Source organism: Pseudoalteromonas sp. KAN5 (assembly GCF_022846535.1).
GTDB lineage: Bacteria > Pseudomonadota > Gammaproteobacteria > Enterobacterales > Alteromonadaceae > Pseudoalteromonas > Pseudoalteromonas haloplanktis.
Genome location: NZ_AP025589.1, coordinates 1,834,844 through 1,858,941 on the forward strand (window position 1 = coordinate 1,834,844; position 24,098 = coordinate 1,858,941).

Below are 24,098 nucleotides of genomic sequence, written 5' to 3' on the forward strand. Positions count from 1 at the left end.
TTAGAGGAGCAAACGAAATGGAGAGTAACTCTCTCCAAAGTAAGGGGCGCTCACGGCCCCTCAGCGATTAAGCCAGGTGTTTAGTCAAATCAACACCTTGGAATGCTTTAGGACGTTTACCACGGCCCGTCCATTCAACCGTTTCACCTTCAAATTCAATACGGTACTTTGGCATTACTTTTGTGCGCTTATCATTTACACCCTCTTGAAGATCTTCAAGAGTTAAACCTTTCGCTTTTAACAGGTCCAGTACTTCCTGCTTCGCTTGCTGCTGCTGCGTATATTTTGCGATAGCGTCTGCTAATAAAGCTTGTGCTTTTTCTAAGTCAGCAAGACTCGCTGATTTGATAAACGCCTTAATTTCTTTCATTTTCTACTCACTAAATTGTAAAGAGTTAAAATTAGATATAATTCTACTAGATTATAAGCCTATTTTTTAAAAGAGGCCAAGTCGATTAATCAATTTAATGGTTTAATTTATTCTTTTCAAGTTAAGGGATGTTAATATACTTGTTTACTAATTAAAGTAACCGCGTTTATTCATAATCATAAAATAATTTAACTAGGTAATAAAATGTAGCTATTAATTATTTTTACTACTACATTGCCATTATTAGCGCTTTAAACTGTTTAGCTAAACTAACTTCGTTGATGTTTTTCGTAAGACTGAGCTGATAAGATTGCTCATCAGTTGCCCAGCCTAAACTCGTATACACGTTATCAACTTCGTCTTTTAATACATAAAGGATGGCTGGGTAACTATTTACATAATAATTCACCGCATCTGCATCCATATATACTCCACCATTATGAGAGAAGTCTCTCACTTGTATAATAACGGTGCCAAACATATCACTTTTGACTATTTGAGTTAATTGGTCCCAGCCACTGCCTGCAATAAAATTTCCACCAACCATGCTGCTGATAACAGTAAATTCGTGTTGTTTCAAAATACTTTCTAAGCCGACTGAGTCGCCGGAAAATTGCTGCGACAAGTTAGTTTGATCCGCAATTGATTGTGCAGCCATAATTTCAGGTTTTAAATTACGCTGAAATAGTGTATGGCCATTTTTGTGCTCAGCAATTACTTTTTCAATATCTTTTATCTGAGATGTGTCCACTAACGCATAACCATTCGCTTTAGTCTCTAAAGCTAGTCGTAAATAGTCTGCATTTTCAGCTGCATTACTTTTATCACTCTCGTGCAATGCAATGGGTGTTTTGGTAAAAGAAAACAGCTGCACGCCCTGCTGTTGCGTTGCATGCTCTTCAAGAAAAGGATTTGCATTAAAATCAGACTCATTCGCTAACGTGACAATCGAGAATAGAGCTGTTATAACACCACTGAATACAATGATAAATTTTTTCATAATAGCCTCTTTATCCATAAAGAAAACAATAAGGGGTTGATTAACTAACACTCAGTATAGTTGATTAGATACACTACTTGTACCTATATAATAAATTAATTATTTAATTTACATCACGGTGTGCAGTTATAAACAGCTTAAGGTTTAATCATAACCTTATAGATACAAAAAAGCCCTGACACGTTCATTCAGGGCTGCAACTATTTAAAGAATATCGGCTTAAATGCTAGGTACTAATTTAATTGCACCCTGCTCTACTTTCATATCTAAAGGCAGCTTGCTTAATAACGCAACCTTAGGATCATTCATATTTAATTTATAAACTGGATTAACAGCTAAAAACCCGTTAATTACTTTCATTGCTTCATCATCAAGTACCGCTAAGTTGCCCTTAAACCCACCAGCGTCTATTGTTGAATCAAGCAGTTTTACATTACGTAAAAATACCGCTTTCTTTTCACTATCATAAAAAGGCGCCCCTTCTATCTGCAATTTTAAGCGTACAGGGTATTTAAGCGCGAAGGCATTTACAACAGCACTTGAATCAGCACCAAGTACCACCACATCTCGGTTATCAGGACCAACATTCACACTTAAATCATTCACATCAAATTGCACAGGTAATCCCATCAAGCTCACTTTTTCACTGAGCTTAGGTAATTGTTGATTCAATACTGTCTCAATTTCACTGCTAGTAAATGAATAGACAGAAACACCATTAGTGGTATTACATGCAGCCAATAATAAACAGCCAATCAATAAAATATACTTCATTATTTTTCCTTTACCGTATGCAAAATATTCACGTCAAACCCTAAATAAAAGCCGCACAATGGCGGCTTTATTATTTAATTTATTAGGGTCTAGTTTTAAGCACCAAAAATGACTTTTAAGCGTGCTAGTGTGTCACTCTCAACTGAACCTTGGCTGAGTGCCAACAGTTGTTTTAAGTAATAATGTAAGTCCGCTTGTTCACCGCGATGTTTATCATCAAGCATAGCAACTTGCTCAGCCATGCGTGATATACCTTCTGGGCTGCTAACATTAGCCAAAATTTCCATTCGTACTAATAGTTGTGCAGCGCTTAGCTGCGTATCAGCACTCGTTTGCCATTGTGCAGGAACTGCTTGTTGGTCTTGCAGTGCAGTAAATAAAGCGGCGAAATCAGCTTGTGCAGCTTGCTCTGTAACAGCCGCAAGTTTATCGTCAATATTGGCTAATAACTTTTCAATGCGATTATTTAATTCTTTGTTCGTTTCAAGTACAACTACTTTAGTACGTAAATCCAGCAATTGCGCTTTTTGATTTACGACAGGTAATGCATCTTCCAGTTCAACGAGTTGAGCGATTATAATAGCATTGTCGGCAGCTTGTTGCTCTTTATGCTGGGCAAACTCTTCACTGCGTTTAGCAAAGGTGACATCGTTAAATTGGCGGAATTTTTGCCATAATGCATTTTCAGCTTTCACACCAGCAAAACCAATACGTTGCCATTGCTGTTGTAATTCTTTTAACTGCTGACATGCACTCGCTAAGTCATCACTTTGCGCTAGCTGTTGCGCTTGCTCTACTAGCGAATTTTTTGCTGCCGCATTGCCTTTGTGAAAAGTATTTAGAGTATTAAATACGTGTTGCTGCTGCGCCTTATATTGCGTTTGTAATGCGCGGTATACTTTCGGCTCAACGTTGCCTGCATTACGCCAAGCTTTATTTATCCGGTTGTACTGGCTTTCGAACTCTTTCCAATCAAAAGCATCAATTGTGGTATCACTTTCATTCAATAACGTCATTTGCTCAATAATAGCTTCACGCTCAAGTTTGGTTGCTTCGCGTTGCTGTTCAAGCTCGGCAAAATAGTCGCGACAAGGGGCAAATAATAGCTCGATTTTGTCATCAAACTCTTTTCCTTGTGCTTGCTCTTGTTCAGTATCTAAACGACCAAGCTCATTCCAACGACGGCGTAATGTTTTCACTTCAGTTGCGCGGGATTTCGCATCCGTGCAAGGTTGCTCAAGTAAGACTGTGATCTCAGCCAACAATTCCTCACGTTTCGGTGCAGAGGCATATTTTTGCCAATCACGGGCATTATCTAATTGCTGCTCAAGATCTGTTTTAATCTTTTCAAGGCTTTGCTGACTGTTTGGAGTTAGGGTGTCATACAACTCAATAAAGCCTTTAAACACACCAAATGCAACGTTAAAACGACCTTGTTCAATTAAGCGTTTTACATCACGCCCTTTACGAGCAGCAAGTTGTTGGTTTTTAGTTAGCTTATCACTGATAGGCGCTACGGCTGTATTCCAACGTTCTTTCTGCTGTGCAAGCTGGCCTTTAAAAGGCCCCTGCAAAGTCTTTGGCAATTGTGCCAATGGTGCTTTAGCAGCTTTATACGCTTGATTAAAATGGCGTTCAGCATCATCGTAACTTGCTTGCTCAATGCCATCGGTACTGATATTACTCAGTTCGGTTAATGCAGCTTTGAATGCACTGATCGCTTCGCTAAGCTCTGGCAATTTAGCGACTTGCCTAAATAAACTCGTTAGTCGCGTGGTTATTTGCTGTTGTTGGGCATTATCTGGTAATTCACTTTGCGCCAAGCTGTCTTGTGCCTGCGCCACTTTTGCATCTAACCAATCTTGCTGTATTTGCTCGGGCGTTTCTAAACCAAGTTGCAATGCATTTTCAATTTCATCACTGAGCGCTTCTAAATTTGCCAGTGCTAGCAGCTGACGTTGTTGCAGGGCTAAACGTTGCTGTTGCTGATCATGTTCAGCTTGTAATTGACTCACTAGTTCATTTAACTTATCAGTCAAGACTGTGTATTTAGTGGCAACGGTGTCACGTTGCTCTGGGCTTAACCAACTCAGTTCCAGCCCTTGCCATTGATCCATTAATTCAGCGTATTGTTGAGTCACTACGATAAAGTCTTGCTTTTCACGCAGTGCATTAAGCTTTGCTAAAATAACACGGGTGTCATTTTGCACTTGTAATGGCATTTCAATGGCTAGACGCTCGTTTTCAATATGTGTTTCAAGTGTTGCTTTGGCGTCACCCTGTGCATGCTTAACTAAGCTTTTCACCAGTTGATGCGTTATTACTTGCTCCACAAGATGCACTTGCAGCTCTGCTGAACCTTCTTTAAATGCCTTTTCAACTAGCTTTGGATTGGCTAAGCGTTTTAACAACTTTGCCCTTACTTGCAGTTCTTTCTCTGCAAACGCCAATTTTTCAAGGGTTTTTACTGGCGCAAACCGTTCAATATATTCATTTTTAATTTGGCTCGACAGTTTACTTTCATCACTCAGAACGGCATTTGATATATGTTGTTCTGCCAGTTCTTTTAAGCTTTGATCTTGCTTATATGCTTGCCACCACAGTACTAAGTCATTAACTTTAGTCAGTGCTTTTTTACGGATTTCTGCTGAGCTGTCTTCAAGTGCTAATGCATTTAAAATAGTCGCATCTCGCTCTACATCAAGCTTTTCAATGGCCTCTAAACGTACTTGCTGCTTGGGGTGTTTCCACTTTGGGGTAAAAAGGTGTTTAAAGATCATGTTCACTAAACCTTGCTATTTCGTTGTCTGCGGTGAATTCTTTTTGCAATTGTGCTTTGGTTTTTTGCACCATTTCACCATTAGAACCAATGGTAAATTGCTCATTTGTTTGCGCAACTTTAGCTTGGTAAAGCATCACTAATTGCACGGTCTGCTGTTTTTGCTCGTCACTGAGTACAGTGCCATCAGGCCATTTTCCTGTTGCCGCACCATACTGTAAGCGTTCGAATAATTCTGGGGTAATTGTTTTTACAAGATTGTCGATGTTCATGTCATTTTTTCTTTTTCAGCATCACTAAAATAACGCGATTTATTAAATACCAAATACAGCCAATACCAATGGCTGCGGCGCATGCGTACCAGGTTGGCGTTTCGGGTTCTGGGTGCAAAAAGTATAAGCTAAAGAAGCCACCTAAAAATATGATCAACGCAAAAAAAGAGTGATTCATAAACATTTGCTGTTTTTGAATACGCTTTTCGCGCGCTAGCTGTTGACGTTGCTCGTCATCAAGCTGAGCTACATTATTATCACAGTGTGGGCACTGTTTATGTTTATCTGATATTGACTTATTACAACTAGGACAACTAACAATCGCCATATCTTTCTCCATACTTCGCATAAAAATCTACGCATAAAAAAGGCGCCTTGCGGCGCCCTTTATTGTACGTGTTTTATTTGTCGTTGTCTTTTTTCAATTGCACCCAATCGGTGTGAATTAAAAAACGGCTTTAATTACCTAACTTAGTCTTTAGACTCTGTCGCTTTAGCTTGTTCAGCAAGGCGCTTTTCCCAGAAAGTCGCGTTTTTGATGCCTAGCTTAACAGGGTCAAAGGTAATTGGCCCCCCACTTTTCTTTTGATCTTCATAGTCACGTAAACATAATAGTGCGGGTCTTGCGACAAAAAATATTGCTAAGATCCCGACAATATTGATCCACGCCATTAAGCCGACACCAATGTCACCAATATTCCAAATGTAACCAGAGCTGTTCACCATACCATATGAAACCATAAACATAATTACTAGCTTGACAATAACCAGTGGAATACTGCCTTTAAAATAACGATTTAAATAAGCAACGTTAGTTTCTGCAATGTAGTAGTAAGCCAAAATTGTCGTAAACGCGAAGAAAAATAATGCGATACCAACAAACGCTTCCCCAAAACCACCAAACACGCTAAATAAGGCCATTTGGGTAAAAGCAGCTGAGCCAACCTCTGTCGCAGCATCGACATTTTGAACAATAAATTGCCCTGCAGGTAATTCACCCACCACGTTGTATTGCTGAGTGATTAAAATCATTAGCGCAGTTGCTGTACAAACAAAAAGTGTATCAACGTACACAGAAAAAGCTTGCACTAAACCTTGTTGAGCTGGGTGGTCAACCTCTGCCGCAGCGGCAGCATGGGGGCCTGTACCTTGGCCTGCTTCGTTAGAATAAATCCCGCGTTTTACACCCCAACCAATCGCAGCACCAAAGCCTGCCTGGGCAGTGAATGCATCAGAGATAATTAATGAAAAGATCCCCGGTACTTTATCGATATTTAAAAATACCACGATCAACGCCAGTATGATGTAGCCTAATGCCATAAATGGCACCACAACTTGAGTAAAGTTGGCTATACGTTTAATCCCGCCAAAAATAATGAACGCTAGCACAATTAAGATAATAGCCAATGCAACCAGTTTAAAACTGCCGACATCACCGAAGCTAGTTGTCACCATAGTGCCACTACCAAATACTTGCGTAAACGCATTGCCGACAGCATTTGCTTGTACGCCTGGTAAGAACACCCCACACGCAATAATTGCTGCCACAGCAAATAAAACCGCTAGCCACTTTTGTTCTAAACAGCGGTCGAAATAATAAGCCGGGCCACCACGGTACTGACCATCTTCTTCAGTTTTATATATTTGTCCTAGTGTTGATTCTGCATACGCGGTGCTGGCACCTAAAAAAGCCACGATCCACATCCAAAAAATAGCGCCTGGGCCACCAAAGCCAATGGCCGCAGCCACCCCAGCAATATTACCAACCCCTACTCGCCCTGATAATGATACTGCCAGCGCCTGAAAAGACGAAATACCCGTATCTGAAGTATTCGGGCTAAACAGCAACTTACACATTTCTTTGAAATGCCTAACTTGCGCAAAGCGGGTTAAAATAGAATAGAATAGGCCTGCGCCTAAACATAAGTAAATAAGTGCATTACTCCAAACCACGCCATTAACAGCGCTTACAAAAGCTTCCATGGATATCCTCTATTATTTTTTTATTATTGTTTAACGATACTCTGCTATCTGAGTCAGAATCCGCAACCTTGTCCTGTTGATACGATCAATCTTAGCCTAAACATGGCAAAATTATTATCAATTTTATGTTTGCTTTGGCAAATGATAAGGGCATCACTATGATGCCCTTTTTATATTAGCGTAACTTATCAACCACGTTGACAATGGCAGCCAACGTATCTTGACCAAACTGATATGAGCGACGATCTGACCAGCCATAATCTGGATCAGGAAGTCCGTCATTATCTTTAAACGGCATTTCTACAGTATAAGCAAGCGCCTTAAACTCTTCTGCAACAGCAGACGAGCCAACAGTTAGGTTTGCTTTACCTGGTTCATCTTTGGGATAACCATGCACATCTTGAAACTCAGGAGTCACTACGTGTAACGCTGCTTTAAAACTGTCTTCTAATTCTTTTAAGCGCGCATCGTAACTGGGTATACCTTCACTGCCTGCAACAAAGTTATATGGAATAGCTTCATCACCATGAATATCCAAATGCATATCAACACCCGTTTCACGCATCTTATTTAGTACTAAATACACTTCAGGGCTATTTTCCATGCTTGGTGTTTGCCATTCACGGTTTAAATTCACGCCTTTGGCGTTAGTACGTAAGTGCCCACGCACACTACCATCAGGATTCATGTTAGGTACAATGTAGAAAACTGCTTTTGATAACAAGGCCGCAGCATGCGGATCTTCATCATCTAATAATTTATGCAATACGCCTTCAACGAACCATTCAGCCATTGTCTCACCTGGATGCTGGCGCGCAGTGATCCAAATTGTCTTTTTATTCTCGTCGCTTTCACCACCAATGCGCAGCACGCTCATATCACGGCCATCAAGCGTTTCACCTAAGGTTTCTAACTGACACGCTTCTTGGCTTTGCGCCCAAGTAATTAAATCTAAATGACGCTCGTAACTGTATGGTGCAAAGTAAGCAAAATACACCGTGCCACATTCTGGTTCTATTTCAAATGACAACGTGCCATCAGCATAGTTTGAAGGAACTCGAAACCATGTTTGGCGATCATACGATGCAACCGCTTGATAACCATCCCAACCATCTGGGTAAGCTGAGTTTTCAAGGTTATTGATATGCAGTTTATGATTTTGAAAAGGTGTCGTTTCTAGACGAAAATGAAACCACTGAAAAAAATCAGATAAATGATCTTTATTGATTTCTAGTTGAATATTAAGTGGATCGGTTGCGGCAATGACTTTGATATTGCCACTGTCAAAATTACTGGTGATTTTCATTTTATTAAACCTATCTATGAAAAGTTAATCGCTCACCTTTCGCTTGTTAGTGAGAAATTAAGGAACGTACCAATGTAATGGACGCATTGTTATTAAAATGTAGCAAACTAGACACAGCCTACCACATGGCTTTGGTTTTGAAAAAACATTCACGACTAAAAAAGCCAGCAAATGCTGGCTTTTTGTAAAGATTTTAAGCTATGACCTATTAACGCGGTAAGCTTGGGAATGAGACCTCAGCCATGTCACGCATACAGCGCACAACCTGACAGCTGTAACCAAACTCATTATCATACCAAACGTAAAGTACGACACGATTACCGTCAACAATGGTCGCTTGTGAATCAACCACACCCGCATAACGACTTCCCACTAAATCGGTTGATACGATTTCAGTAGAGGCTGTGTAATCAATCTGATCACGTAACTCAGAATGCAGAGCAGCATGGCGTAAGAATGAGTTTAATTCTTCAACCGTAGTGCCTGTAGCAAGGTTAAGATTTAAAATAGCTAAAGATACATTTGGTGTAGGAACACGGATTGCGTTCCCCGTTAATTTACCTTCAAGCTCTGGCAATGCTTTTGAAACAGCTTTTGCTGCGCCAGTTTCAGTAATAACCATATTAAGCGCTGCAGCACGACCACGACGATCTGCTTTATGATAGTTATCAATTAAGTTTTGATCATTGGTGTACGAGTGTACTGTTTCTACGTGACCGTTGTTAATACCAAACTTATCATTCAATGCTTTTAATGTTGGCGTAATTGCATTTGTTGTACAACTTGCAGCACAAACAATTTTATCTTCAGGCAGAATATCGTGGTTATTAACACCGTATACGATGTTTTTGATATTACCTTTTGCCGGTGCCGTTAATAAGACCTTCGCTGCGCCTTTTGATTTTAGGTGTAAACCAAGCCCTGCTTCATCTTTCCAGATACCGGTATTATCAACAATAAGTGCGTTTTCGATACCATACGAGGTGTAATCAATCTCATCTGGTGAATTAGCATAGATAACTTGAATGTAGCTACCGTTTGCTTTAATTGCATTGCGCTCTTTATCAATGGTGATTGACCCATTGAATGGACCATGAATTGAGTCGCGACGTAATAAGCTCGCACGCTTTTCAAGATCGCCATCTTTACCACCACGTACAACAATCGCACGTAAACGTAAATCAGCATAAGGACCTGACTTTTCAATTAACAAACGTGCTAATAAACGACCAATACGGCCAAAGCCGTAGAGCACAACATCACGTGGCTCTTTTGCTTGTGAGTTGATAATTTCAGCTAATTCGTCGTTTAAATACGCTTCAATAGAACGACCATTTGCCGCATCGTTAAATAAATAACCGTAAGCAAGTTTACCGATATCAATACGTGCAGAGTTTAAATCCATTTTGCTGATAGCTTCTAAAAACGGGAAGCTTTCGCGTAAACGTAATTTAGTGCCTTCAAATTGTGCCACTGTTTTGTGAGACTTGATGATATCAATAGTACTAGCATTAACGAGAGGACGGCCATATACAGCGATTTCAATACCGCGATTACGATACAGCTTACCGATGATAGGTTGCATGCTTTCAGCGTAATCTTGGCGTTCTTGCCAACTATTTGTGTATTCTAACTCGTGAGATGAGGTCATGTTTTTTACCTAATTAAACAATTTTTGAACGGATAGCCTTAAGACATATTGTGTTTTGAGAGCAATACGCCTCAGTGGGCAGCGCTATTCTAATTTAAACTAACTTTATTCTCCACTGTTACAGAGCAATTCATTAAGCTAGAATAATAAAGAAATTATTAAGGTGGGGTTAAGGAATGTTACTTAGGGTAAGTGTTTTACTAAGTTTATTAGCGTTAACTGGGTGCGAACAACCGTTAACACTTACTAAAGTGTGTGAGGATACACCGGGGTTATGTAATGATTTAAATACAGACAGTCACTGTAAAGCGCTCCGCGCTGAGGTGATCATGGCCCGCTATCATGAATATAAACAACCAACAGATGATAACAAGTACCTATTATTGAAAGGGTTTGAAAAATACGATCAGTGTGTCTCGCTAGCAGCAAAAATTGAGCATATCAAATTAAAAACAAAGACCACATCTCGTGTAGAAGCACACTTAACCAGCATCAAAGAAATGACACGGCTTTATCAAGATACCAAAAATACTGATCATCCTGGCTTATTATATTATCACTGGTCACGCAATAATAATCAGTCAGCACTTACTAAGTTGCTTGCGCTTGAAAACGATCCCAGTGTGACACAAAGTGCTGAAATGCAGTTTTTCTTAGCCAGTTACTTTATTAAATTTGATGAAGAAAAGACTATTGATTTACTTTATAAAACTTTAGAGTTAAATAAAGCAAACGAAACTCCCAACCCTGAAATTTACACCACTTTGGTCAGTTTATTTTATAAACATGAAAAATATAAACACGCCTATACTTTTGCCAAGGTTGCACAGCTTTCTGGAATAACCAATGTCGAAATATTTCCGATTGAACAACAATTAACTGCGGCAGGAAAAAGTCTGGATAGTTTAGATACATTGGCACAGCAAACTTATGACAGCATCCAATCCGGTCAGTTTGTCTCACCACGCGAATTTTAGGCTCAATATTTAATACTGATAAATTTGCGCAATAGCAAAGAAAAAGGCAGCTTACGCTGCCTTTTTTAATTTATTTGCTCGTGCCGACTTCAACACGAGTTTTCAGCTTTTGACCCGGTCGAAAAGTCACAACACGTCGCGCCGAAATAGGGATATCTTCCCCTGTTTTCGGGTTACGGCCAGGCCTTTCTTTCTTGTCACGAAGATCAAAGTTACCAAATCCAGAGAGCTTAACCTGCTCGCCTTTTTCAAGCGCTGAGCGGATTTCTTCAAAAAACGCTTCAACTAAATCTTTGGCATCCTTTTTATTGATCCCCAATTTTTCAAATAGGTGTTCAGCTATGTCGGCTTTAGTAAGCGCCATATCTAGTCCCTCAACGATGCATTAAACTGTTCGGCCAGTGCGGCCACCACGTTATCAACTACTAGATTGATATCTTTCTCTTCGAGTGTTCTATCAACCGCCTGCAGTGTTAGAGCAATCGCCAAACTCTTGTAATTTGGCTCAATACCTTTGCCCTTATACACATCGAATAAGTTTAGGTCAACCAATTGATTTCCGCCAACTTTTTCTATCACTGATAAAATGTCGCCAGATTTAACCTGATTTTCCACTAAAATCGCGATGTCGCGGCGGTTTGAAGGGAACTTCGAAACTCCAACAGCCTCTGGTAAATTTCTTTTTTCAATGGCAGACATTTCAATTTCAAACACATAAGTCGCATTATTGATATCTAACGATTTTTGTACTTGAGGATGAATAGCACCAAAAAAACCAACTTTTTTACCATCAACATAAATCACTGCAGATTGACCCGGATGTAGGCCATCTGATTGTTCTGCTTTGATCTCAAAACGTGTTATATCATTGGTTAATGAAAGTAATGCTTCAACATCACCTTTTAAGTCATAAAAATCAACGACACGTTTTTCTTCAATCCAGTGCTCACCATGGGCAAGACCGGTGATCGCACCACCAATAACCGCCACTTGATTAACGCCATTTTCAGCATTCTCATCACGTAAAAATTTAAGGCCATGCTCAAATAAACGAATACGTGGTTGCTGACGGTTTTGGTTATACATTACTGACGCAAGTAAACCCGGCATTAAACTCACTCGCATTGCCGACATTTCAATCGAAATAGGATGTGGTAAAACGAGCGCATCGCTATTTGGGTGCAAAATAGTTTGTGCTTTAGGATCAACAAAGCTGTATGTGATTGCTTCTTGGTAACCACGAGTCACTAAGGTATTACGGAATTTATTCACCGCAATTGTCGCTTCATTGTGCGTAGTCATTTTTAATTTAGCAGTTGGTGCTACATTTGGAATGCTATTGTAACCATATACACGAGCAACTTCTTCGATTAAGTCCTCTTCAATACGGATATCAAAACGGTAGCTTGGTACATCCGCGCTCCACACACCATCAACAATTTTAACATCAAGGCCTAAGCGGGTTAAAATGTCTGTTACTTTCGCATCATCAATATGATGGCCAATAACGCGGTCTAAACGTGCACGACGCAGGCGCACTTCGGTGACCTTAGGTAACTTATCAGCTGCAACAGCTTCAACCACAGGACCTGCTTGACCGCCTACGATTTCAAGTAGTAAGGCTGTTGCACGCTCCATTGCATCATGTTGTAGTGCAAAATCAACACCTCGCTCATAACGATGCGATGCATCAGTATGTAAGCCGTAGCTGCGAGCTTGACCTGCAATTGCTACCGGATTGAAAAACGCGCTTTCTAATAAAATATCAGTCGTTTGCTCTGTAACGCCTGATTGCTCACCACCAAAAATACCTGCAATAGCAAGCGCTTTGTTATGATCGGCAATCACTAATGTCGATTCATTTAACTTTGCTGTGTTGCCATCAAGTAATACCAGCTCTTCCCCAGCGTTGGCGCTACGCACTTTGATACCACCTTCAATAGCATTTAAATCAAACGCGTGCATTGGATGACCAAGTTCAAGTAACACATAATTAGTTACATCGACGACAGGATCAATTGCGCGCACACCACTACGACGCAGTTTTTCAACCATCCACAGTGGCGTTTGCGCGTCTAGGTTAATGCCTTTGATCACACGCCCTAAGTAACGTGGACACGCATCTTCATTGACCAATTCAATCGATACTTTATCGTCAATTGTCGGTGTCACCGCAGGAATATCCAGTGCTTTAACATCAATGCTGTTAAGTACACCTACTTCACGGGCAATCCCTTTAATACCAAGGCAGTCGCCACGGTTAGGGGTTAAATCAACATCAATGATGTTGTCATCAAGGCTTAAATACTCACGTAAGTCGGTGCCCACAGGTGCATCACTTGGTAACTCCATGATGCCGTCGCCTTCTTCGCTAATACCTAGCTCTACAAACGCACACAGCATACCGTGAGACGGTTGGCCGCGTAGTTTGGCTTTTTTAATCTTAAAATCGCCAGGTAACACAGCGCCAACAGTTGCTACAGCAACTTTAATGCCTTGACGGCAGTTTGGTGCACCGCACACAATATCGAGTAGCTCATCGCCACCGACATTAATTTTTGTTACGCGTAATTTGTCTGCATCTGGGTGTTGGCCGCACTCAACCACTTCACCGACAACCACGCCTGAAAACTTTGCAGCAGCTGACTCTATACCATCTACTTCTAGGCCAGCCATCGATAACTGTTCCGAAAGAGCCTGCGTGTCAATTGCAGGATTAACCCACTCTCTTAACCACTTTTCACTAAATTTCATGTTATTTCTTCACTCTTAACGGAACTGATTAAGGAATTTTAAATCGTTTTCGAAAAACGCTCGTAAGTCGTTCACACCATATCGCAACATGGTTAAACGCTCGACACCCATACCAAAAGCAAAGCCGGTGTATTTTTCAGGATCGATACCTACAGATTTAAGTACATTCGGGTGCACCATTCCGCAACCTAATACTTCTAACCATTTGCCGTCTTTGCCCATTACGTCCACTTCAGCTGAAGGCTCTGTAAATGGGAAAAATGAAGGACGGAAACGAATTTCCATGTCTTCTTCAAAAAAGTTACGTAAGAAATCATGCAAAATACCTTTTAGCTCTGTGAAGCTAACATCTGTATCAACCATTAAGCCTTCCACCTGATGGAACATTGGTGTGTGAGTTTGGTCATAATCGTTGCGATATACACGCCCAGGCGAAATAATACGCAGCGGCGGTTGTTCGGTTTCCATGGTACGAATTTGCACGCCACTGGTTTGCGTACGTAAAACCAATTTTGGATTAAAATAAAAGGTATCGTGATCAGCGCGAGCTGGGTGATGCTCAGGAATATTTAACGCGTCAAAGTTATGAAAGTCATCTTCTACTTCAGGGCCTGATTTAACAGCAAAACCTAATTCACCAAAAAAGCTTTCAATACGTTCAATTGTACGTGTTACTGGGTGTAAACCACCTGTTGGCATAACACGCCCTGGTAAAGTTACATCGATTGTTTCAGCAGCGAGCTTTTCTTCAAGGGCTTTGCTAGCCAGTAACTCACGTTTTTCATTAATTGCAACTTGCACGTCTTGCTTGGCTTGGTTGATCACTTGACCAGCTTCTTTGCGTTCTTCAGGGGCAATTTTACCAAGGGTTTTTAATAGGTTAGTGATTTCGCCTTTTTTACCAAGGTAGTTAACCCTGATATCTTCAAGCTGCGCGATTTCACTGGCACTGGCGACCGCCTCAAGTGCTTGCGCTAATATATTTTCTAAGTTCATTCGATACCTGATCTTTCACAGAGGTGATTGCATTTTAGTAATAGCTAATGATAACTGAAAGCACAGGCTAGATTCTAGACCTTATACCAATCTTCTTGAATTCTTTCCCATTCTGATTAAACAAAATGGGAACATTCGCAGATTTAACTAGAGTTTGAGGGTGGATTTTATGAACGGGATGGTGAGTTTACGTTGTGCGGCCATTGATGCATGATCGAGTTTATCAAGCACATCGAGCAGTGCTCGCATATCACGACTTAAGCGGGTTAATAAAAACCGCGCACATTCATCACTAAGTTCTAAACCTCGCATATTGGCACGTTTCACTAAAGCTTCGGCTTTATCATCATCACTCATTGAGCGAATTTGAAATGTGGTGCCCCACTTTAGCCTTGATTCAAGATCTGGCAGACTAATGTTAAGCATGTCAGGGAGCAAATCAGCGGTCACTACTAGGCACTTACCCGGTTCATTAAAACGATTAAAAAAGTTAAACAGTGCTTTTTCCCAAGCATCGTTGCCAGCGACTAAGTGCACATCATCAATACACAACACATCGAGGGTATCTAAACCATCAAGCACCATAGGACCAAAATCAATCACTTCTCGCATGGATAACAACATAGTCGATAAGCCATGCTCTTGGGCATGAATACAGGTCGCATACAGTAAATGTGATTTACCCGAATCCCCCAAGCCACACAAGTAAGTATACTGAAATGTGGTCGACAAACTTGCAAACGCATTTTTTAAATGGCTTACTTCCAGTGAGTTTTCGCCGCCAAAGTAAGAGGCAAAGGTTTCATCATCTGGTAATGTTACCGGTAATGCCATTTGCACCGGTTCCATTGCCTGCATTAGAGACCAACCCACTGATATTCTAGATCGTTTTTCGCTGCTACAGGGTAAAATGCACGCGGGTCCACAAAGGGTTTAAAGGCACGGTCAAGTTCTAATGCTTTTTGCAAATCATTCATACTTCCAGTGTGATTTAGAGCAAAACTAACCACCTCAGGTGTACGCGAGATAATAGTCACTTGTGTCACTACACTTAGACTTTGTAACTGACGTTTTGCCAATTCAATATCAACAAAGTTGTTGGTGCCTTTTAATTTAAATACCGCTTGAGCCTGCTGCGATGTGGAGTTTGGATCAACCGCGTACTCAGTTGCCAACCCTGCGGCTAAACTGTCAATCATTAAAGCGATTGCTTGTTGTTTATCCCCAGAGACTCTATTTGCTTCGAATAAGTCGTCGTTTGTAAATCGCCAATCAAGTAGCCATACTTCGCTGTCTGCTTGTTTGTACAATCGTGCGGTAATGCTGCGTTCAGCACTGTAACGACTTGACGCCTGCTCTACCGGCTCAGAGAAGTTCCCCCACACTTCTGGTATACCTACCAGCGCACGGTCTTGTAAATCAAGTAACGGTACCACAACAGGCACGCCACGACGGGCCGCGGTACTATAAATTAATTGCTCTAGTTGTGGGTAGCTTTCTTGTGTCACAAGCTCACGGCGCCAATTGTCTTCAATGGCAAGCCAAATAGCCACAAGTGGACGACGCGTCCCCCACAACGGCAGGCCGAGTTCTTTGACAAGGGCGTTGATCTTATTCGCCTCAAATTTAACCACCAAATTCAGTTGACCATCTGCTTTTTCGTCGTACTCAAATTTGAGCATGTAATCTGAAATATCTTTGCTGCGTTGCTGAGCGGCAGGATTTTTATCCGCGTCGGGATCACCGCTGACCTTGACCAGTACATTGAGTAACGCTTCACGGCTGGCATTCAATCGAGCATCACGAGATTTGTCAGATACTTTTAAAACATCTTGATATAGATCAGTCACTTCAACCGCTGTCGCAGTGAAGCTTAGGAAAATGGCGGCAATAACTATAAGTAATCTAGACACAGGGCATTAGTTCTTGGTTTTAAACTGATTTGATCCTAATTCAAAGCTACCAACAAAGCAAAAATATATTAGTAAAAAAACCACTTACGAATAAGTGGTTTTTAACAAGCTGAAATAAGTAAAAATTAAAAATTCCAGTTCAAGCCAACATAAAAGTTACGCCCGGTCGTGTAGTTATTACCTGCAACCTTTTCTTTACGCTGCGTGTAATAAGCTTCTTGTCCTTGAGGAATACCACCTTCTGGCACTTCAATTTGTTTACGAATGAAATAATATTCTTGTGCTTCATCCAGCAAATTTGTTACTGAGAAAGTTGACATAATATTCTCAGTAATTTGATAAGTCAGTTTCATATCAATTGACTGCCTATCATCAACCACAAGGTCTGATTGCGAGTCAGGGCCAACAAAATACTGTGAGCGATAATTATAAGAAAGGCGCGCGGAAAACGATTCATTTTCAAAATACACTTGTGCATTACCTGTGTGTTTTGAGTTACCTTCAGAGCGAACGTTTTCAGTGTAAGGTGTATCAGTTTCAAAACCAGTTACAATAACATCGCCATTATCATCGGTTTCAGTGATTGGTGTATAATCTTGCGAAGTAAATTCTTCATCAGGCACATTGATAAAAGTGTAATTACCTTGTACTCCAAAACCATTACCAAAATCATGCTGTAGCTGCACTTCGTAACCATTAATTTGCTGCTCACCAACATTATAGTTAGAGGTAATTGCGTACTCACCTTCAGCCAGCTGACCATCATTAGTGTATAAACCTGCTCCCGTTAAATCACGGATGGAGGTTTGGCTGCGGATGATATTTTTTAAGTCTTTATAAAAAGCCGTAATACCAACTAGCGACGAATCAGTAAAGTACCACTCTAAACCAAGTTCAAATTGATTTGCTTGATATGATGCTAAATCAGGGTTACCCACAACACCTACGCGCTGTGCATCCTCTTCGTTAACCGCACCTTGATCATCATAAGTACCACTAATATCGTAACCATCTCGTAATTGTGCCAAGCTTGGGTGATCAATCACTTTAGAGGCCGCTGTGCGTATAACTAACTCGTCGGTCAAATTGTAGCTTAGGTTCATACTTGGCAATACGTCTTGCGTATCTGATTGAGTAGATACAGGCTGCCAAATAGTATTACCAAGTTCATCGACCCCCACACTTTGATAGTTAAGTGATGAACGCTCAGTATCTACAAAACGAACGCCGATGTTACCACGCCATTTTCCACCACCAATATTTGCCATAATATAGGCTTCGTTGATATCACTGCCTTGATCGTAAAATTGCGCCTGCTCTTCTTGGAAGCCGGTACGACAACCACGATAACCAGACCCATCCGCAGCTAATGCTGCTTCACAGTTATCTAAATTATCAACAACTAGATGATCATTTTGCCAAATATCATCACGCACATTTTTATCCACATCAAAAAATGCTTGCGGGAAAGTACCTACGCCGTCACGGACACCTGAAATAGTCCCACTGGCAAGCTCTCCTGCAATAATTCGCTCTCCTTCGCCACGCTTAGAATTAGCAAGATAACGTGAGTTTTGTGAGGACTTTTTACGAATTTTAAAGCCTGATTCGATAGATGTGATATAGAATTCATTATCTAAAGACCAAGTAATATCACCTTGAAAATAGTTTTCATTATTTTCTCTAAATTGCTCACGTTTAAAAAAGCCATTGAGGTACATTTCAGAGGTTGGGTTTGCAAGCCAGTTTTCGGCTCCCCCTGTTACCCCCCAGCCCGGCGTATTTGAGTCAGCATCATAATCATAATATACCCCCACATCGCTGAGACCGGTATCCACGCCTTCTTGAAAATTTAAGTTAAACTCAGTACCAAAATCAGACACGTAAGACTCTGAAGTAGAACGGCCAACTTGAAATTTAACAAACACATCATCAAACTGATAATCAACGGTAAAGTTTAATTGATCATTACTGGCATCGCTGCCATCTCGATCCTGAAACTCCATCGCAAGTAAGTTATTGATAGGATCGCCATAGCGAACCCCCTGCGAATTAACAGCGGTAATATCATTTACATTACCTTGCGCATGCAATAGCAAATCTTGAATACGGTCAACATCGTAGCCTGGAGCCGAGTTAGCTTCACCCGTAGAATAAGCCCAACGTGCTAAGTAATAGTTGCGCATAAGCATCGCGTGCGATTCGTTGTCATTATCGTTGTAGTTATAGGTATAATCTAAATTAAAGTTTAGCTCATCCGTTGGTTGATATTGAAAAGCAAGCGTACCATTTAAACGTTTTTTCTCACGAAAGAAGCGAGCGGAATTAGGTATCCCCCAATAAGCGCCTGGCTTTTCATAAGTATCACTGCTGGTGTTATAGACGTTGTTATCATCAAGCGAGTTATTTATTTGGTTCGGTTTATCATTACGATAATAGCCATACCAACCACCAATCGCTTCATTACCATCGCGCTGGGTATTAACTTCTTGGTAACTGAGGTTGAGTGATGTACCAAATGAGCCTTCTTCATTTATCCAATTGTAAAGACCGCTCATCTGTGGTGACGTTTTATCATACGCATCGTTATAGTTCGCTTCAGCTTTAAGGTAACCAGAATGATTTTCACGCTCTAATGGCTTTTTCGTATGTAAAATTACGGTTCCGCCAATACCACCAGCTGGTAGATTGGCTTGCGGTGATTTAAATACTTCAATCTTAGATATTTGATCAGCAGACATCGATGAAAAATCGAATGAAGCGCTTTCTTCCCTTAATGGAAGTGAAGCTGCTGATTCAAGAGACTGACCGTTTAACAGTGTATTAGTAAATTGTGGTGCAGTACCACGGATTGACACTTGTGAGCCTTCGCCAAATTCATTCGTAATTTGCACACCTGGTACACGCTGTAAGGCCTCTGCCATATTGCGGTCGGGATTTTTAGCAATATCTTCCGTGTTTATTGAGTCAACAATTGCGTCAGAAAAGCGTTTATTATTTAAATTATCACGTAATGAACCACGAATACCAGTGACTTGAATCACTTCTACATCGTTATCTATTTGCTTTTGCTGATCTTGTTCGGCGGTTGATGGCCTTGCTACTTGATCAAGTTCATTTGCAAATGTTGTAACAGAAAAAGCAGATCCTAATAATAAGGCGATTTGCGTCGCCACTATGGTTTTTTTTACCGTTTTTTGTTTCATCAAAACTCCAAAACATAGTTTATCTATCAAGACTGAAGAACATTTGAATGCTTCTTTTACTAAACTGATCAGCACACGTGGTGAATATAAAATCACCAGAAATAGATAAATAATGAATAAATGATTAAGGAAGCGTGAAGTTAACAGATCCTTTTATTACATTCAAATAATTTATTCCAATCAACAAAAACAATTAAATTAAAATATTTACATCTAAATAAAAACAATTATAACTAAAATTGAGCTTTAAAAAGTTCTAACTACTGGTTTATAAGCATTACAAAAACCATTACTATTGCGCGTTCTAAGCATATAAACAACGGATATCGACATGTTCGACTTAGCTGTATTGGCAGCATTTATACCAACCTTCTTTTTTGTCTCTATTACTCCTGGGATGTGTATGACCTTAGCCATGACCTTAGGAATGAGTATTGGTGTACGCAAAACCATGTGGATGATGATCGGTGAGTTACTTGGTGTTGCCATTGTAGCGATTGCCGCCGTGGCAGGGGTTGCTAGTATGATGCTCAATTACCCAACTGTTTTTAATGGATTAAAATGGCTTGGGGCAGCGTACTTAGTCTATATTGGTATTGCAATGTGGCGTGCAAAAGCAACCATACAACTTAGCGAACAAAACCCTGTAAAAGTCAGCCGACAATCACTTTTTTCGCAAGGTTTTATCACCGCCATTGCCAATCCCAAAGGCTGGGCATTTATGATTTCCCTGTTGCCGCCATTTATTAATATTGATTATGCCATTGCACCACAACTGAGTATTTTAGTGGCTATTATTATGCTCAGTGAATTTACCTGCATGATGCTCTATGCCACTGGCGGAAAAAGTTTAAGGTTATTTTTAAATCGAGGCGACAACATAAAATGGATGAATCGAATTGCTGGCTCTTTAATGATCGGCGTAGGTGTTTGGTTAGCAGTTAGCTAATACCAATCGGCTTAAATATTTAACCATTCTAGCGAGCTAAATAAAGCGCTAACTGCGTTATAAATGGTCTGTAACTTATCACGATTGGTATAACTTATTTTAAATTGTCTAATAAAAAGCCTGCAAATGCCTGTCTTTAGCTTTCAAAGAGTTTTTAGAGCGATAAAACTAACTTTGGCTGACAACACGTCGGCCACTAAAAGCATGCATTAAGGTCATACCATCGAGTAAATCAAGTTCCCCGCCAACTGGAATGCCATGTGCAATACGTGATGCAGCAACGTTATAGCGATGGCACAGCTGAGCGATATAATGCGCTGTGGTTTCGCCTTCAACCGTCGGGTTAGTTGCCAAAATCACTTCATTGATGCCGCCTTGCTGCAATTTTTGCTCAAGCACGTCAAGGCCAATTTCATTAGGGCCAATGCCATCAATGGGTGATAGGTGTCCCATCAGCACAAAATACAGACCTTTGTATTGCCCTGTTTGTTCGATTGCCAACACATCAGTAGGTGATTCAACCACACATAAAATACCACTGTCTTGGCGCTTTGGACTCAAACAAATTTCACACTGTGGTTGCTCTGCAAATGTACGGCACGATTGACAATGACCAATCGCGGTCATTGCTTTGCTCAGTGCAGCACCTAGCTGAGCGCCACCTTTACGGTCACGCTCAAGTAAATGAAATGCAATGCGTTGTGCAGACTTTGGTCCAATGCCTGGCTGACAGCGCAACGCTTCAATGAGTGCAGAAAGAGAAGTTGATAATTGCATAAAATACTTTTAGCACCTTAATAATGACGAAAGTGATTGGCTTATTCATAGGATATACCCAAGCCGATTAAGGATACAAAATTCTTCATCCTTAATCATGCTACATACGCGATAATATCAGAAAACATTCCGCTTAGGCAGCTCGAAAAACATCACTGCACAACTATTAATAAAAACTATTTTCAAAAACATGTTCCCAAAAGTGATTAAACCCTGATAAAATTGATACGTTATAACATTTTACAAATCACAATAAAAATATAATCTTTAGCCAGGAACATCATGAACCAGTCTTTAATTACAATCAGTGCCTTCGCGTGCTTGGTTAATTCAAATAACTTGATATCTAATGAATTAGAAAGAATAGAGGTTAACGGTACACGTACTCCTTTGTACAGCACTCGCGATATTAACGCGTCAGCCCTCGGCCCTAAAGATGCACAGAATATCCCGATCTCAATTCAATCTTTCTCTGAAGAGCTAATTAGCAACCAACGCGTAAAAACCCTAGGCGAGGTATTAGCTAATGATGCATCCGTACAAAACACTTCAATAGGAACAGTATTTGATTTTGTTAGTTTACGAGGCTTTCAGCTCGACTGGACCAATGGTTTGCGCCGTGATGGTTTAGCCTTAGCGCCTTATCAAGATGTGCCCCTTGAAAACATCCAACGTATTGACATTATCAAAGGGCCTTCGGGTTTACTCTCAGGCTTTAATAACCCTGGCGGCTCTATTAACTTTGTCACTAAGCGCCCTACTTTAGAATCATTTGTTGATGTAACCGCAGAGCTGCGTAGCCGCGATGGAAAATACCTACATGTTGATACTGGCGGTGCTATAGCCAATAATGAAAATATCGGTTATCGCTTTAATGCTGCAGTTGAAAAAAATGGCGACTTTACCGGCGGTGATGATTTAGAGCGAACATTTTTAAGTGCCGCTTTTGACTGGCAGCTATCTGATAAAGTGTTTTTACGTTTAGATGCTGACTACCAAGATAAAGAAACAGTATCACAACCGCTTATTGGCCTCGCTGTCGACCCTAACGATGAAAGTAAATCAGTACTGCCCCCTTATGTTGATACCAGTGACGTTTTACTTGGTCAACCTTGGGCCAAATATAAAACCGAAACCTATAACCTAGCTGCTCGCTTAGATTATTGGCTGTCAGACGATTGGCTGTGGGTTAACCAAGTGGCTTTTTCGAGTAATAATCGCTTTACTATTTTTCCTGACATTTACCAAGTTAATATGCAAGGTGATGTTTTATCGGCAGCTATTCATGTCACACCTGATGAAGAATACAGTGCTATCTCAGCTCATAGTTTTATCAGTGGTATTGTGCAAACAGGTTCAATTGAACATGAATTAGTAATGGGTCTGAGCATTCGCGACTATCAATCAAAAGACGGTCGCTGGTTTGAATTAGAAAACCCTGTTGGCAATATTTTCAATCCAATTCATACCACAAAGCCTGATTTTCCCGAGTATCCCGATGCAACAACCACAGATACCAACGAAAGCTCGCTGTTTATTACCGATACAATGCATTTTAACGAGGTATTCTTTGCCACGGTGGGGCTGCGCCATATTCAATATGTTAAAAAACAACGTGCGCCAAATAGCAGCCAAGAAACCCTCGAAGATCGCCATTTTAACACACCAATTATTGGCCTAAATTATAATCCATCACAACAACTCGCTTTTTATATTAGTTATTCTGAAGGAGCCGGTGAAGGCGCAGTCGCTGTTATTGGCAGTGGTGCCATTAATGAAGGTGAATCTTTAGGTCCGCAAGAAAGTGATCAAATCGAAGTCGGTGTTAAATACCAAACTCAAAGCATGAACTATTCTGCGGCGCTATTTCAAATTGAAAAAATGCTTGAATATCACAACCGTAATAGTAATTACTTTGTACAAGATGGTGTGCAATCTCATCAAGGGATCGAGTTCAATTTAAGCGGTGAGCTGAGCGATTCATTGTCGAGTGTAACCTCTTTTACTTTGATGAACGCATCACTTGATGACCTTGCTGGCGAACAAAATTTAAATGGTAATCGCCCCGCTAATGTTCCTAAGTTCCAAGCAAATACATTTTTAGATTACACCTTACCTTTTATTGAGGCGCTGAGCGTCAATGCCGGTATTTTTTATGTCGGTGAGCGTGAGCAAAATGTTTTTAATACGCTGACCTTACCTTCCTACACACGCACTGATTTAGGCGTTAAATATTATGCCGCTCCTCTGAATGCAACTTTTAGAGTAAAAGTTGAGAATGTTTTCGACAAACACTATTGGCTCTCTGGAGGCGCTAAAGGCATTGACTGGGGTGTCGCACCGGGCCGTGGCAGAACATTTATTGCGTCTGCATCATTTAGTTTTTAAGGA

At 40.6% G+C, this 24,098-nt stretch carries 19 protein-coding genes; 3 read left to right on the top strand and 16 right to left on the bottom strand.

Annotation, left to right across the window (positions count from 1 at the left end):
- Positions 1-67: 67 nt before the first annotated feature.
- From KAN5_RS08075 to KAN5_RS08115, 9 genes are all read right to left on the bottom strand, one after another.
- Positions 68-370 (bottom strand): H-NS family nucleoid-associated regulatory protein, encoded by a 303-nt coding sequence (locus tag KAN5_RS08075; RefSeq protein WP_016707753.1) that lies wholly within the window; start codon positions 368-370, stop codon positions 68-70.
- Positions 371-599: 229 nt separating this feature from the next.
- Complete coding sequence (locus KAN5_RS08080; protein WP_244390884.1) at positions 600-1,370, bottom strand: hypothetical protein; 771 nt, start codon at positions 1,368-1,370, stop codon at positions 600-602.
- Between the two features lie 219 nt (positions 1,371-1,589).
- Positions 1,590-2,144 carry a DUF1439 domain-containing protein gene (locus KAN5_RS08085; RefSeq protein ID WP_016707755.1) on the bottom strand — a complete coding sequence of 185 codons (555 nt, stop codon included), beginning with the start codon at positions 2,142-2,144 and terminating at the stop codon, positions 1,590-1,592.
- Between the two features lie 95 nt (positions 2,145-2,239).
- Positions 2,240-4,924 (bottom strand): DUF349 domain-containing protein, encoded by a 2,685-nt coding sequence (locus KAN5_RS08090; protein WP_244390885.1) that lies wholly within the window; start codon positions 4,922-4,924, stop codon positions 2,240-2,242.
- Positions 4,914-5,195 carry a DUF1315 family protein gene (locus KAN5_RS08095; RefSeq protein WP_016707757.1) on the bottom strand — a complete coding sequence of 94 codons (282 nt, stop codon included), beginning with the start codon at positions 5,193-5,195 and terminating at the stop codon, positions 4,914-4,916. The genes KAN5_RS08090 and KAN5_RS08095 overlap by 11 nt, the downstream gene beginning before the upstream one ends.
- Before the next feature lies 1 nt (position 5,196).
- Positions 5,197-5,523 carry a hypothetical protein gene (locus tag KAN5_RS08100; RefSeq protein WP_016707758.1) on the bottom strand — a complete coding sequence of 109 codons (327 nt, stop codon included), beginning with the start codon at positions 5,521-5,523 and terminating at the stop codon, positions 5,197-5,199.
- 143 nt (positions 5,524-5,666) lie between these two features.
- The gene (locus tag KAN5_RS08105; protein ID WP_016707759.1) at positions 5,667-7,178 is read right to left on the bottom strand and encodes an alanine/glycine:cation symporter family protein; all 1,512 of its coding nucleotides are present in this window, start codon (positions 7,176-7,178) and stop codon (positions 5,667-5,669) included.
- A gap of 175 nt (positions 7,179-7,353) precedes the next feature.
- Positions 7,354-8,484, bottom strand: coding sequence for a M14-type cytosolic carboxypeptidase (locus tag KAN5_RS08110; RefSeq protein ID WP_244390886.1), 1,131 nt, complete (start codon positions 8,482-8,484; stop codon positions 7,354-7,356).
- Between the two features lie 208 nt (positions 8,485-8,692).
- A complete protein-coding gene (locus tag KAN5_RS08115; RefSeq protein ID WP_016707761.1) occupies positions 8,693-10,135 on the bottom strand; it encodes a glyceraldehyde-3-phosphate dehydrogenase in 1,443 nt (480 codons plus the stop codon).
- A gap of 176 nt (positions 10,136-10,311) precedes the next feature.
- On the opposite strand from KAN5_RS08115, the gene KAN5_RS08120 reads away from it, so the two are divergent.
- Complete coding sequence (locus KAN5_RS08120) at positions 10,312-11,112, top strand: DUF2989 domain-containing protein (RefSeq protein WP_244390887.1); 801 nt, start codon at positions 10,312-10,314, stop codon at positions 11,110-11,112.
- 70 nt (positions 11,113-11,182) lie between these two features.
- Here the strand turns inward: KAN5_RS08120 and ihfA are convergent, their stop codons facing one another.
- The 6 genes from ihfA to KAN5_RS08150 all read right to left on the bottom strand — a co-directional run bounded on the left by ihfA (position 11,183) and on the right by KAN5_RS08150 (position 19,981).
- Positions 11,183-11,476, bottom strand: a complete 294-nt coding sequence (gene ihfA / locus KAN5_RS08125) for an integration host factor subunit alpha (RefSeq protein WP_016707763.1) — start codon at positions 11,474-11,476, stop codon at positions 11,183-11,185.
- A gap of 2 nt (positions 11,477-11,478) precedes the next feature.
- Positions 11,479-13,866, bottom strand: a complete 2,388-nt coding sequence (gene pheT / locus KAN5_RS08130) for a phenylalanine--tRNA ligase subunit beta (protein ID WP_016707764.1) — start codon at positions 13,864-13,866, stop codon at positions 11,479-11,481.
- 15 nt (positions 13,867-13,881) lie between these two features.
- Complete coding sequence (pheS, locus tag KAN5_RS08135; RefSeq protein ID WP_016707765.1) at positions 13,882-14,862, bottom strand: phenylalanine--tRNA ligase subunit alpha; 981 nt, start codon at positions 14,860-14,862, stop codon at positions 13,882-13,884.
- Between the two features lie 147 nt (positions 14,863-15,009).
- Complete coding sequence (hda, locus tag KAN5_RS08140; protein WP_016707766.1) at positions 15,010-15,720, bottom strand: DnaA inactivator Hda; 711 nt, start codon at positions 15,718-15,720, stop codon at positions 15,010-15,012.
- Positions 15,720-16,775 carry a DUF2066 domain-containing protein gene (locus KAN5_RS08145; protein ID WP_244390888.1) on the bottom strand — a complete coding sequence of 352 codons (1,056 nt, stop codon included), beginning with the start codon at positions 16,773-16,775 and terminating at the stop codon, positions 15,720-15,722. Before KAN5_RS08145 ends, hda begins: the two co-directional genes overlap by 1 nt.
- A 125-nt stretch (positions 16,776-16,900) precedes the next feature.
- The gene (locus KAN5_RS08150) at positions 16,901-19,981 is read right to left on the bottom strand and encodes a TonB-dependent receptor (RefSeq protein WP_244390889.1); all 3,081 of its coding nucleotides are present in this window, start codon (positions 19,979-19,981) and stop codon (positions 16,901-16,903) included.
- Between the two features lie 331 nt (positions 19,982-20,312).
- On the opposite strand from KAN5_RS08150, the gene KAN5_RS08155 reads away from it, so the two are divergent.
- Positions 20,313-20,930 carry a LysE family translocator gene (locus tag KAN5_RS08155; RefSeq protein WP_016707769.1) on the top strand — a complete coding sequence of 206 codons (618 nt, stop codon included), beginning with the start codon at positions 20,313-20,315 and terminating at the stop codon, positions 20,928-20,930.
- A gap of 168 nt (positions 20,931-21,098) precedes the next feature.
- On the opposite strand, the gene recR is transcribed toward KAN5_RS08155, so the two are convergent.
- Positions 21,099-21,707 (bottom strand): recombination mediator RecR, encoded by a 609-nt coding sequence (gene recR / locus KAN5_RS08160; RefSeq protein ID WP_016707770.1) that lies wholly within the window; start codon positions 21,705-21,707, stop codon positions 21,099-21,101.
- A gap of 282 nt (positions 21,708-21,989) precedes the next feature.
- On the opposite strand from recR, the gene KAN5_RS08165 reads away from it, so the two are divergent.
- Entirely contained in the window at positions 21,990-24,095 is a 2,106-nt protein-coding gene (locus KAN5_RS08165; protein ID WP_244390890.1) for a TonB-dependent siderophore receptor, read from the top strand.
- Positions 24,096-24,098: the final 3 nt, after the last annotated feature.